We start from the raw sequence: 11,468 nt of genomic DNA, 5'->3' as shown, positions 1-11,468 counted from the left end.
CCACTTTCAGTTCCGATCAACAAACTCGACGTCAGGCAACTTCTCGATCTCACGCTTCTTCACTTCGATCGTCACATCCCCATAGTCGTCGCCCGCCGTACGACCGGCATGCCCTTGAATGGCATCAGCGACGCGATCGGAAAGGCCATGGATCCTGGCATTCGTCTTGAATGCGTGACGGAAGCCGTGAAGGGGAGCGACGCCTGCGGGAACCAGATCGGCGCCCTTGAGCCATTTGGCGACGCGGTTAGAGATCGTCTCGGCGGATTTGACCGGGTCCTGCTTCTCCGCACGCGTCGGATAGAACAACGGACCGTCCGCAGCGCCTTCCACGAATTTGAGGAAGCCCTGCTCGATCAGCTGGCGATGCAAGGGAACGTCGCGATAGAGACCGGTTTTCGTCGTTCCTGCATCTGGCGTGATCCGCATGACGGCGATGCCGTCTCGCTCGCTGATGTCCTGCTTGCGAAGCTGCGTGATCTCCCCGATCCGGGCTCCGGTGAAATGCGCCAGCCACGGAGCCCATCGCTTGGCAGCTGACAGTTGCTCGCTCTCGCGCGTGTCTGCGGGCCGCGCGTAGCTGTAAGCGAACTGAAGAGCCCGCGTAGCCTCTTCAGCCGTGTATCCTTTTTCCCGGTTAAGCCTCTTGCGACGCATCGGTACCGATGCGGTGATGTTGATCGGCTCGATGTGGCCGTGACGGCTGGCCCAGTTCAATGTCGCCTTTACGGCGTTCAGATATCCGCCATTTATTGTCTTGGGCTCGAGTCCCTTTTCGTCTCGCAGATGCGTAACCCAGTCGCTGAGCTTTCTGTTGGTAACGAGGGTCGCGTCGTCCGCGCCAAGGAATTCGATCAGGTTCTCGATCTTGGGCGTGTATGATCTGGTGGTTCGATCATTGCCAGCACCACCCGTCATCGCTCTGCGATAAAGCCGAAACAGCTCACGCAGCGATGTTTCCCTCGGCTCGATGTCCGCGGCAGCGGTTTCCTGGGTCTGTACTTTTGGTCTCGGCAAATGATCCAAGACCCATTGAGGATGGGTGGTGACCAGTTCCGCGCCGTCACGCTCGAACATTCGTTTCAAAACTTCGAGTTCAGCATACGCGAGGTGACGCGCCAGGCGCCGCCAGTCAGCGCCGCCTACCGAGCAGGAATAGGTCCCATTTCGTCGCATATTCTCTATTTCGCGACCGAAAATGCCTTCAATAAGATCATTGCTCGCGGCACCAGCGCCAATCGCCCTCACATCGGCCACGTGCCCATCGTCTATGCCTATACGAGCATAGGCCGGAGCAAGATCCCGAAGTTGCTCATCGAGCTCCAAGCGGCTTGCGTAGTGCAGCGCGCCGATCTCCTCGACCGTCAGCGGTGTAGCCTGTTCGACAGCTATCGCCACAGCCTGATCGCTCTGGTGAGCCGCTTGAGCATTCTCGATCTGACGCTGAAAACCAACGATCACCTCCGGCAACGCGCGAAGTGCGACCTGGCGATCGCCTCCCAGCGCTTTCAACAGCTCACGCTTGCCAAGAACATCGCGCAACTCGGCCGGAACGCTCATCCTTGCGTAGAATCGACCGCGGGTGTCCTCGTGAAGGTACCGGATCCTGCCTGCCATGACATGCTCATTTTGTATGCGTCTTTGTAGGCGCAGCATGTATGCAAGCGGCTGAAAAGCAAGAGGGAATAACGATTTCAAGGGGATGGATGGTGCTGCCGGAGAGATTTGAACTCTCGACCTCTCCCTTACCAAGGGAGTGCTCTACCCCTGAGCTACGGCAGCGATGAGCGCGGGTTTAAGGGCAAAAACCGCAGCCGTCAAGCGGCCCGACAATCGCCGCTGTGGAAAATTTCACCGCAAGGCGCTTACCACCTCCGAAAGCGTGGCACCGCACCACCATGGGCGGCTCGGACAACCCTCCAATCCCCATGCTGTCGCCGGATATCGAGAAGCGCCGACAAGAAGAGCGGCAACGACAAAGCTCTACGAGATCACCATGACCACCATGGGGCTTGAAACGAAGAACGAGCCCGGGACTTTCCGTGAGGCGTTTCTTTCCGCTCGGGAGATACTGACGGGATCAGCGGTTGCGCACTCATACTGACGGCCTGATGAGATAGCCGGCGAAGCGATGCGCGAGGGGACTTGCCCCTTGCAATTGCGACCGGTTTTCGGCCAAATCCCCTCACTCCACGCCACCCAACGACGTCAGCCAGGCACGACCCATGAGCAAGCCCCCCAGCGACAGCCCATCTCCCCCCGACGGCCGGCAAGCGTCGGCCAGCAAGGAGGACGCGCGCGCCCGGCGGCTGGCCGAGGCCCTGCGCGCGAACCTGCGCCGGCGCAAGAGCGCCCAGAAACCCGGTGCAAGCAAGAACCAGACGGCCGACGATTGACGCACCGCCCTACCGGGCGGAGCAGGGCATCAGCCGCCCAGGGTCCAGCCCCTCGGGCCCAGACCCTAGTCGACATACGCCACATGGCATGCGGAGACGGCGAAGGTCATATCGAGGAAGACCGCCCGCCGCACGGATGCCATCAGCGCCGCGCGCCGCTTACCGCAAGGCTCCAACGCCGCGATTTCCCGCTCGAACGCGTTGAGGAACCACCCGTAGGAGGCAATGTAGTCGGCCATCGTCACGCCGGCCTGAAAATGCCGGGAGGCCACCAGCCGAACGCGCCCGCGATATCGCTCATCCAGCACGCCCGAAAACAACACCTCCCAATAGGAGAACTGGCTTGCCTTGAGCCGTTCCAAAGAGAGCCCCTTCATCCGCCATTTCTGGCCGGACACGATCCTGCATTTGTAAAACCCATCGAGGATCTGAGGCATTCGGGGCGACACCAACGCCCACGCATCGGCAAGGCTCTGCAGATCCCCAGGCGACAGCTCCATGAAGTCGATCCAGTCGCGAACTTCCATCCAGGCTTCTGAACTCATATTTCGCCAATATCCATCTACCGACAGACCCCGAATCCCACCCATACGACACATCCTCACATACACCTCCCGCAGGACTCATTTGAAGTATTTAAAATTTTATTATAGATTTACAATAATGATAAAATCTCTATCTAAAATGTATCGTTTATTAAAAATTGAATGCCATTCAAACCTAAAGTAATCTCTCTGCAATTAATGCGACTTTTGCTAATTGGAGAGGGTAATGCGGCTTACAAACCGAACGGATATCGCGATCCGAACATTGATGTACTTAGCTATTGACGAAGATAGAATCATTACAATTGATGAAATTGTAGAGAAAAGCCTAAGTCATCGATCACAAGTGGTATCCTGCGTTCAGACCCTGCGAAAGAACGGCTACATCAATTCCACCGTCGGGCGCAGCGGCGGCATCTCTCTGGCCAAAAAACCTGATCAGATCGTCATTTCTTCGATAGTGCGGCTGATCGAGCCGGACTTTTTCCTTGCAGAATGCGATGAAAAGGCCCGCCGCTCCCGCTGTGCAATCTACGAATCCTGTCGCCTGAAGATGGTGCTGCACGAAGCGCTTTCCTGCTTCTTCAAGCATCTGGACACCGTGACGCTTGCCGATATCGTGTCGAACCGGGACGAGTTGCGGCACGCCATCGCCCAAAGCCGCCTCCCGGCAGCGCACAGCTCGCTGGTTGGAGCCGCAGGCACCTGAGATCGCCGGGCGCCTTGCCGTCCCCAGCTTCCCAGTCCCCCCTTCACATCGTGAATACCACCTGTCCGCCCCACGCCTTCGCAGGCGCGCGGGGCCCCGCGTTGTCACTGGCCATCGGCCCCATGCCGGATGCGGACGGAGAGCGATCACGGGGCGTCCGGCTGGGCCGGCCCGCTCTCTTCAGAGAATGATCGAATGGGAGAGATGGGTGGGCGGGCGCGCAACCCGCGATGGCCTATCCGCCGAGCGTCGAGACCGCCGGCTGCCCCTCGCCTTCGCCTTCCACCGCCTGCCAGATCTTCTGGCGATTGCGGATTTCACGCGGCGCGGGGCCGAAATAACTCGGCGTCTTGACGAAATCGCGCGGCTGCATGATCACGCTGCTGACCCGCTGATACAGCGCCTTGGCGGAAATCGGCTTGGACAGGAGCTCATGTACGCCAAGGCGCCGCGCCTCGATGATGCGGCTGCGCTCGGTGTGACCGGTGACCATGATGATCGGAATGTAGGCGAAGGGATTATGCGGATTGCGGATCATCCGCACCATGTCCGCGCCATCGAGAATCGGCATCACCCAGTCGAGAATCAGAATGTCCGGGTTGGCCCGTTCCATCGCCTCCAGGCCGGAGGCGCCATCCTCCGCCTCAACGATCCGCCGCGCGCCGAACCCCTGCAGCATGGTGCGCAGGATCGTGCGCATATACGCACTGTCCTCGACGAGCAAAAACGTCAGGGATGACAGATCCAACGACACGCGACAGCCTCCAGTGTTCCCCCTTGTCGCACGGGAAATCTGAAATAACGGTTAGCCCCGATACGCCAAAGCGTTGCAAGCCCGATCCGCCCCTCTGAGCGTCCACCGCCCCCAGCGCTTGCGCGCTCGCTATCTGGCGGGGTCGTCGGGCTCGTCGGGCAGGTCGTCATCCTGAAGAATCCGGTATTTCGCCCCTTCGAGGTCTTCATACTGGCCCGACTTCAGCGACCAGAGGAAACCGGCGAGCCCGATCAGGCCCAGCAGCAGGGCCACCGGTATCAGAAAAATCAGCACATCCATGTCACACCCGCTCCGAGCTGGACCCCGCCGTCAGGCGCAATCGCAACGCATTGAGCGTCACGACGACCGAGGACCCGGACATTGCCAGGGCGGCGATCAGCGGCGTCACGAAACCGGCCACGGCGAAGGGCACCGCAACCACATTGTAAAGGGTCGAGAACCAGAGGTTCTGCGACATCGCCGCACGGGCGCGCCGGGAAAGCCGCATGGCATCGGAAACCGGCGCCAGACGATCGCCCAGAAACACTGCATCGGCGGCGGCCTGGGCCACGTGCACCGCCGTCACCGGCGACATGGACACATGGGCGGCGGCCAGCGCCGGCGCGTCGTTCAGCCCATCGCCGACCATCAGCACCCGGGCACCGCTCGCCGCCCGTTGCTCCAGCCGGGCGATCTTGTCGGCCGGGCGAAGCTCCGCCTGCCAGTCCTCGATCCCCAGTTGCCGCGCCACGGCGGCCACCGGCGCCTCCCGGTCGCCAGAGAGGATTGCCAGCCGGTAGCCGGCCTGGCGCAACGCGGCGGCCGTTTCCGCCGCATCCTCGCGCAAGCGCTGCTCCACCAGCAGCGGCACCGGCGTCCCCTCTCCATCGCGAAAGACCAGCAGCGAGGCGCCCGGCCGCGCCGCGAGGGCCGCCTGTGCCGCCTCTTCCGGCAGTCCGCAGAAGGTGGCGCTGCCCAGCCGCAATTCCCGGCCCTCCACCGTCGCACACACGCCCTCACCGGGCATTTCCCGCGCGTCCGGCAGCGGCACCTCGGCCCCTGTGGCCCGCGCCAGCGCCGCAGCCAGCGGATGCCGGCTCGACAACGCCAGACGCCCGGCCACCGCGCGCGCCGTGTCATTCAGCGCTGCCGTCTCGACCACTTCGGGCACCGCCAGGGTCAGGGTTCCGGTCTTGTCGAAGACAATGGTATCCACCTCCGCCAGCCGCTCCACCGCATCGCCGGAGTGCAACAAGACGCCGGCGCGGAACATCAACCCGGAGGTGACCACCTGAACCGCCGGGATCGCCAGCCCAAGCGCGCAGGGGCAGGTGATGATCAAGACCGAGATCGCCACCACCAGGGACGGTTGCCAACCCGCGCCGGAGAGCCACCAGCCGAGAAAGGTCAAGGCCGCAGCCAGATGCACAAGCGGCGAGTAGAGCGCCGCGGCCCGGTCCGCGAGTTGCACATACTTCGATTTCGCCTGCGCGGCCGCTTCCAGAAGGCGCGTCACCTCATCGAGCAGGGTCGCGCCGGACGCGGTCGTGACCGCCACCGTCAGATTGGCCGAGGCATTCATGGTGCCCGCATAGACCGGGTCGCCGACGCCGACCGAGGCCAGTGCGGTTTCGCCGGTGACAAGGCTCTGGTCGATGTCGGAACGCCCGCTGACCACCGTTCCATCCAGCGAAACCCGCTCGCCGGCCCGCACCAGAATGTGCTCACCGGGAGCGACCTTGGACAGCGGCACCTCGCGCAGGCGACCATCGGGCTGGATCGTTACCGCCGTTTCCGCCTTGAGCGCGGCGATATTCTCGGCGAAGGCGCGGGTGCGCCGGCGCATGGTGTGATCGAGGTAGCGGCCGATCAGCAGGAAGAACAGCAGCATCACCGCCGATTCAAAATAGGCGTGATGGGCTGACTGGATCGTCTGGGTGACCGACAGGAACAGGGCCAGGGTCACGCCGATGACGATCGGCACATCCATGTTCAGGCGCCTGGCCCAGATCGCGGCGAAGGCGGAGCGCAGGAACGGCCGCCCGGCGTAGACCGCCGCAGGCAGCGCGATCAGCGCCGACAGCCAGTGGAAGAAATCGCGGGTCTCGGTCTCGATCCCGGTGGCATTGCCCGACCAGACCGAGACGGACAGGAGCATGATGTTCATCGCCGCGAATCCGGCGACGGCAAGACAGCGCAGCAACTCCCGTCCGGCGCTGTCGGCGCGCTCGCGCATCTGTGCCGGATCGAAGGGATGGGCCCGATACCCCAGCCGCGACAGGGTTTCGACCACGTGGTCCGGCGTGCTTTCCCCCGGGGTCCAGTCGACCGCCAGACGGTGGCTGGTCAGGTTGAGCCGCGCCTTGCGAATACCCGGCTGGGCGGCGAGGCCGCGCTCGATCTCAACCATGCAGGCGGCGCAGGTAATCCCCTCCACCGCCAGATCCATATGCGCCTCGCCCTCCGGCGAAAGGGTGACAAACGCGTCCCAATCCCGCTCATGCGCCGTCATGATTGCCGCTGCTATCCCTGCCGGGGCGAAGGGCTACCATCCGCCTCGCCCGCGATCTTCCCATGACGCCGCGCCGGCCGATGGACGCGCGCGGACATCAGACTGAGTTCATACCCGGACCGCCGACGCCCGGCGGCCCGCGCCGAAACCGCTTGGCGCCTTTCGGCAAAGGCTGCGCCGCGAAAGCAGCCGCCCCTTGGCCAATCGCCGCAAGGCCCCGTTGGACGCCCGCTCTATTCGTCGAGATAAACCCGGTTGAACGAACGGAAGCTCTCTCCATCGCGGCCCTCGGCCAGGAGCTTGACGATCCAGCGCCCCGCCGCCATGTCGGCCAGCTCCGCCCGGTACCGCCCCAATTCTCCTTCCTGGAGAACGACGGTCCGCTCCGGCTCCGCGCTCGCCGGGCGCAGCAGAACCACCGTCACGGTCAGCCCCACCAGCGGGGCGCCCTCGGCGTCCTTCGCATCCACCAGGATCGCGGCATTCGTGCCCTCGATCCGGGAGACGGAACCGTTGACGGTCCAGTTCAGCAGCGCCTGTTCACGCGAGGCGGCGATTTCTTCGTTATACGCCAGCCCCTCTTCGTAGGCCGTTTCCGTGACGACGCCCGGAAAGGAGCCGACGGCGAGGTAGATGAACACGGCATTGGCCGCGAAGATGACGGCGAAGAACCCCAGGATCCAGGCAAGAACGGTCTTGCCGGAAATCGGTTTTCCGCCCCCCGGCGTCCGGGCCGGCTCGGTCATTGAGGTCATGAGTGCGATCGCTTTGACGTTGTATCCATGAAAGACAGGGTCATGGATGGACCATCCTTGCGCGGCAGCATACCGCGTTGCGGCATGGCACGACAGTCGGCAATGGCCCCATCGGGACATTTACCGCAAAAAGGTGAGGCCCCGGCGCGCCGCCGGGGCCCCCGTCATCATGGCGCCTTGAAGAAGTCCCGCGCCCGGGCGACATCGCCCATCACCGTTTCCGTGATCCGGAAGGTCACCGGCGTGGTCTTGTCCATCTTCACGTCAGCCGGCGAGAACACCAGAACACGCACCTCGCGGGTGGTATCCGGCCCCACCGGGATGACCGGCTTGCCGAGGACGTTCTCCTCAATGCCGACCGCCTCGATCCGGGTGCCTTCCGGCATGCCCTCGACCGCCAGGATGAAGTCGCGGGCGAGCGGACGCTTGTTCAGCAGGCGGATCGTGTAGCCGTTGCGCACCGCACCGTCGGACAGTTCCACATAGATCGGATTGCGATCGTGCAGGACATTCACGCCCTCATAGGCGCGGGTTGCCAGCGCATAGGCCATGATGCCGGCGACCAGCGCGATCATCGCCACATAGATCAGCGTGCGCGGGCGCACGATGCGGACGAAGGTTTCCTTGCCTTCCATGCGCCGCTTGACGTTCTCGTCCGTGTCATAGGCAATCAGACCGCGCGGCTTGCCCACCTTGTCCATCACTGCGTCGCAGGCGTCGATGCACAGGCCACACTGGATGCAGCCAAGCTGGGTGCCATTGCGGATATCCACGCCGGTCGGGCAGGCATGGAAGCACTGGGCGCAGTCGACGCAATCCCCGGCGGGCAGCCCTTCGGCCTCCAGCTTGCGATTCTGCTTCAACGACCCGCGCGGCTCACCGCGATCATAGCGATAGGTGACGTTGAGCGCTTCTTCGTCCGTCAGCGCCGCCTGGATGCGCGGCCAGGGGCAGAGGAAGATACACACCTGTTCGCGCATGTGTCCGGCCAGCGCGTAGGTGGTGAAGGTCAGGATGCCAATCCACAGATAGGCGGCGAAGGGCCCCTGCCCGGTCGCCAGATCCTTCACCAGGGTCGGCGCGTCGGAGAAATACAGAACCCAGGCACCGCCGGTCCACCAGGCGATCAGCAGCCAGAGGGTATGTTTGGAGATCTTCTGGGTGACCTTGCGCAGACCCCAAGGTTCCTTGGCAAGCCGCATCCGGTCGCGCCGGTCGCCCTCGGTGTGGCGCTCGATCCACAGGAACAGATCGGTCCAGACGGTCTGCGGGCAAAGATAGCCGCACCAGACCCGGCCGGCGACCGCGTTCATCAGGAACAGGCCCATGGCCGCGAGAATCAACAGCCCGGTGAGGTAGTAGACCTCCTGCGGCCAGATCTCGATGAAGAAGAAGTAGGCGCGCCGCCCGGCGATATCGATCAGCACCGCCTGATCGGGAGCGTCCGGCCCGCGATCCCAACGGACGAACGGCAAGAAGTAGTAGATTCCGAGGGTTACAAACAGCACCGCCCATTTGATCTTGCGGAAGGTGCCGTGCACCGCCATCGGATAGATCTTCTTGGCGGAGGCAAACCACTCCTCCGGATGAGCCCCGGCTCCGGCGGGATCCGTTTCTGCGCGCATTGTTCCGTCCATGTTTCCTGTCTCTCGTCGTCCCGCCCCTATGGGACCACGCAAGGCCTGGGAGCCGGGCATAACCTGGCCCACTCCCTTCTCGCTTGGTCGCATCATATGCCGTGCGGATGTCCCTGGGGTTGCGACACGTCAACACCGCGACAATCCGTCACCCGCCGCGTCCTCCCACTGGCCTTGACCAGTCCCGCCGGCCCCTCCGACAGCGCGCATCCAGTTTCATATTAACGCAAGTTGACCTGTTTTCCGCACAACTCGGCTGCAAAAAGACGCAATTTTGCGCCGTTCTTTTCGCCGGAAGCTCCGTCCTCACGAAAAAAGGCGCCCACCGAGGGGCGCCTCTTCCATCTTGTGGCCGTTTGGCAATTGGCCGCTTATTCGCCGCCGCCCAGTGCGTGGACGTAGACCGCGAGCGACTTGACCGTCGCCGGCTCCAGGCGGGTCGACCAGGCCGGCATCACGCCATTGCGGGAGTCGGTCACCTGCGCGACGATCGAGTCGATCGACTTGCCATAGAGGTAGTTCCGAGCCAGCAGGTTGGGAGCACCAACCTCGCGCATGCCCTTCAGGTCCTCGCCATGGCAGGCGGCGCAGTTGTCGACGTAGACCGTCTCGCCAGCGGCAAGGTCGATCCCCTCTTCCGGCTCGAGCCCCGCCTTTTCGCCCACGTAGTTGGCGACCTGACGGATTTCTTCCTTGCTGAGCAGCTCGTCGGCGCCGAAGGCCGGCATGTCGCCGATCCGCGCCTCGTCATGACCCGAGCGGATGCCGTACTGCAAGGTGGTGTGGATGTCGTCCAGCGTCCCGCCCCAGATCCACTGGTCGTCCTGCAGGTTGGGATAACCGATGGCGCCGGTGGCACCCGAGCCGTGACAGGCGGCGCAGTTGTCACCGAAGGCCGCCTTGCCGTTCGCCATGGCGAACTCAAGCAGGGACTGGGTCGACTGGATCTCCTCGAGCGAGGCATTGATCAGCTTCTCGCCGATCTGCGCGCGCTCGGCCATGCCCGCATCATAGGCGGCCAGCGCGTTGGCGCGCTGGCTGTCGCCCAGAACACCCGTGGCATAGCTGGAGACCAGGGGCCAGGAGGGATAGACGATCCAGTAGCCGATGGCCCAGACGATACAGGCGTAGGTCATGTACAACCACCACCGGGGCAGCGGATTGTTCAGTTCCTTCAAGCCGTCCCACTCGTGGCCGGTGGTCTCGACGCCAGAGATTTCGTCGATTTCCTTGGTGTGCGTATCAGCCATTGATCAATCCTCCCGCAAGGGGATCTGCGCGGCATCCTCGAACCGGCTGCGGTTCTTCGGCCACAGTGCATAGACAAGGACACCGGCAAACAAGAGCACGAAGTAGGCCAAGCCCCAGGTCTGGGCGAAGCTGGCGACGGAGGTGTAAGCTTCGTTCATCGCAATCCCCTTCCCCTAGCGCAGGTTGGCCTTGTCGTCATAGATCGAGAAATCGACCAGCGTCCCGAGCATCTGGAGATAGGCCACAAGGGCATCCATCTCAGTCACTTCCTTCGGGTTGCCGTCGAAATCACGGACGATCGCGTTGGGATAGCGCTCCAGGAAGGCGTCGACATCGTCGCCATCGGGATTGGCCTGCGCCATCATGTCCTTGCGGGCCTCGGCGATCTGCTCCTCCGAATAGGGCACCCCGGCCACCGCGTTGGCGGTCAGGTGATCAGCGATGCTCCGACTGTCCAGCCTGGTCTCAAGCAGGAACGGATAGCCCGGCATGATCGATTCCGGCACCACCGAACGCGGGTTGACCAGATGGTCGCGGTGCCACTCGTCGGAGTACTTGCCGCCAACGCGCGCAAGGTCCGGACCGGTCCGCTTCGACCCCCACTGGAAGGGGTGATCATACATGGATTCCGCCGCCAGGGAGAAACGGCCGTAGCGCTCCAGCTCGTCGCGCATCGGACGGATCATCTGCGAATGGCAGAGATAGCAGCCTTCGCGGACGTAGACGTTACGTCCCGCCAGCTCCAGCGGGGTGTAGGGGCGCATCCCCTCCACCTTCTCGATGGTGCTCTTCAGATAGAAGAGCGGCGCAATTTCCACCAGGCCGCCAATCGACACCACGAAGAGGATGCCGATGACGAGCACGATGGAGTGCTTTTCAAAGATTTCGTGCTTTTTCCAGAGTGACATG

12 protein-coding genes and 1 tRNA gene are annotated in these 11,468 nt (G+C 63.1%); 2 read left to right on the top strand and 11 right to left on the bottom strand.

Features of this window, described 5'->3' with window-relative positions; translation table 11 throughout:
* Nucleotides 1-6 precede the first annotated feature (6 nt).
* On the bottom strand, nt 7-1,617 hold the full coding sequence (locus tag IEV83_RS10700) for a tyrosine-type recombinase/integrase (RefSeq protein ID WP_181761955.1): 1,611 nt from the start codon (nt 1,615-1,617) through the stop codon (nt 7-9).
* A gap of 90 nt (nt 1,618-1,707) precedes the next feature.
* Nucleotides 1,708-1,782, bottom strand: a tRNA-Thr gene (locus IEV83_RS10695).
* A gap of 443 nt (nt 1,783-2,225) precedes the next feature.
* On the opposite strand from IEV83_RS10695, the gene IEV83_RS10690 reads away from it, so the two are divergent.
* Nucleotides 2,226-2,396 (top strand): hypothetical protein, encoded by a 171-nt coding sequence (locus IEV83_RS10690; protein WP_181761956.1) that lies wholly within the window; start codon nt 2,226-2,228, stop codon nt 2,394-2,396.
* Between the two features lie 65 nt (nt 2,397-2,461).
* On the opposite strand, the gene IEV83_RS10685 is transcribed toward IEV83_RS10690, so the two are convergent.
* Nucleotides 2,462-2,986: a protoglobin domain-containing protein gene (locus tag IEV83_RS10685; protein WP_181761957.1), complete on the bottom strand. Its 525-nt coding sequence runs from the start codon at nt 2,984-2,986 to the stop codon at nt 2,462-2,464.
* Between the two features lie 181 nt (nt 2,987-3,167).
* Here IEV83_RS10685 and IEV83_RS10680 point away from each other — a divergent pair, with 181 nt between their 5' ends.
* Entirely contained in the window at nt 3,168-3,650 is a 483-nt protein-coding gene (locus IEV83_RS10680; protein ID WP_181761958.1) for an RrF2 family transcriptional regulator, read from the top strand.
* A gap of 235 nt (nt 3,651-3,885) precedes the next feature.
* Here IEV83_RS10680 and IEV83_RS10675 read toward each other — a convergent pair whose 3' ends face one another.
* From IEV83_RS10675 to ccoO, 8 genes are all read right to left on the bottom strand, one after another.
* Nucleotides 3,886-4,404: a response regulator gene (locus IEV83_RS10675; RefSeq protein ID WP_181761959.1), complete on the bottom strand. Its 519-nt coding sequence runs from the start codon at nt 4,402-4,404 to the stop codon at nt 3,886-3,888.
* A gap of 129 nt (nt 4,405-4,533) precedes the next feature.
* Nucleotides 4,534-4,704, bottom strand: a complete 171-nt coding sequence (gene ccoS / locus IEV83_RS10670) for a cbb3-type cytochrome oxidase assembly protein CcoS (RefSeq protein WP_181761960.1) — start codon at nt 4,702-4,704, stop codon at nt 4,534-4,536.
* 1 nt (nt 4,705) lies between these two features.
* Nucleotides 4,706-6,916: a heavy metal translocating P-type ATPase gene (locus IEV83_RS10665; RefSeq protein ID WP_181761961.1), complete on the bottom strand. Its 2,211-nt coding sequence runs from the start codon at nt 6,914-6,916 to the stop codon at nt 4,706-4,708.
* A gap of 233 nt (nt 6,917-7,149) precedes the next feature.
* Nucleotides 7,150-7,671 (bottom strand): FixH family protein, encoded by a 522-nt coding sequence (locus IEV83_RS10660; protein ID WP_181761962.1) that lies wholly within the window; start codon nt 7,669-7,671, stop codon nt 7,150-7,152.
* 167 nt (nt 7,672-7,838) lie between these two features.
* Complete coding sequence (ccoG, locus tag IEV83_RS10655; RefSeq protein WP_209003087.1) at nt 7,839-9,296, bottom strand: cytochrome c oxidase accessory protein CcoG; 1,458 nt, start codon at nt 9,294-9,296, stop codon at nt 7,839-7,841.
* 383 nt (nt 9,297-9,679) lie between these two features.
* Nucleotides 9,680-10,558 (bottom strand): cytochrome-c oxidase, cbb3-type subunit III, encoded by an 879-nt coding sequence (ccoP, locus tag IEV83_RS10650; RefSeq protein WP_181761963.1) that lies wholly within the window; start codon nt 10,556-10,558, stop codon nt 9,680-9,682.
* Between the two features lie 3 nt (nt 10,559-10,561).
* Nucleotides 10,562-10,717: a cbb3-type cytochrome c oxidase subunit 3 gene (locus IEV83_RS10645; RefSeq protein WP_181761964.1), complete on the bottom strand. Its 156-nt coding sequence runs from the start codon at nt 10,715-10,717 to the stop codon at nt 10,562-10,564.
* Between the two features lie 15 nt (nt 10,718-10,732).
* Nucleotides 10,733-11,467: a cytochrome-c oxidase, cbb3-type subunit II gene (ccoO, locus tag IEV83_RS10640; RefSeq protein ID WP_181761965.1), complete on the bottom strand. Its 735-nt coding sequence runs from the start codon at nt 11,465-11,467 to the stop codon at nt 10,733-10,735.
* Nucleotide 11,468 lies beyond the last annotated feature (1 nt).

Origin of the sequence: Stappia taiwanensis (genome assembly GCF_014635285.1) — a bacterium.
Classification (GTDB): domain Bacteria; phylum Pseudomonadota; class Alphaproteobacteria; order Rhizobiales; family Stappiaceae; genus Stappia; species Stappia taiwanensis.
This window is presented reverse-complemented; position numbering and strand designations above follow the sequence as displayed.

Coding starts and splice junctions, on each gene's coding strand:
- IEV83_RS10700 (WP_181761955.1), bottom strand. CDS start 1,617: ATGGCAGGCAGGATCCGGTACCTTCACGAGGACACCCGCGGTCGATTC.
- IEV83_RS10690 (WP_181761956.1), top strand. CDS start 2,226: ATGAGCAAGCCCCCCAGCGACAGCCCATCTCCCCCCGACGGCCGGCAA.
- IEV83_RS10685 (WP_181761957.1), bottom strand. CDS start 2,986: ATGGGTGGGATTCGGGGTCTGTCGGTAGATGGATATTGGCGAAATATG.
- IEV83_RS10680 (WP_181761958.1), top strand. CDS start 3,168: ATGCGGCTTACAAACCGAACGGATATCGCGATCCGAACATTGATGTAC.
- ccoS (WP_181761960.1), bottom strand. CDS start 4,704: ATGGATGTGCTGATTTTTCTGATACCGGTGGCCCTGCTGCTGGGCCTG.
- IEV83_RS10665 (WP_181761961.1), bottom strand. CDS start 6,916: ATGACGGCGCATGAGCGGGATTGGGACGCGTTTGTCACCCTTTCGCCG.
- IEV83_RS10660 (WP_181761962.1), bottom strand. CDS start 7,671: ATGACCTCAATGACCGAGCCGGCCCGGACGCCGGGGGGCGGAAAACCG.
- ccoG (WP_209003087.1), bottom strand. CDS start 9,296: ATGCGCGCAGAAACGGATCCCGCCGGAGCCGGGGCTCATCCGGAGGAG.
- ccoP (WP_181761963.1), bottom strand. CDS start 10,558: ATGGCTGATACGCACACCAAGGAAATCGACGAAATCTCTGGCGTCGAG.
- IEV83_RS10645 (WP_181761964.1), bottom strand. CDS start 10,717: ATGAACGAAGCTTACACCTCCGTCGCCAGCTTCGCCCAGACCTGGGGC.
- ccoO (WP_181761965.1), bottom strand. CDS start 11,467: ATGTCACTCTGGAAAAAGCACGAAATCTTTGAAAAGCACTCCATCGTG.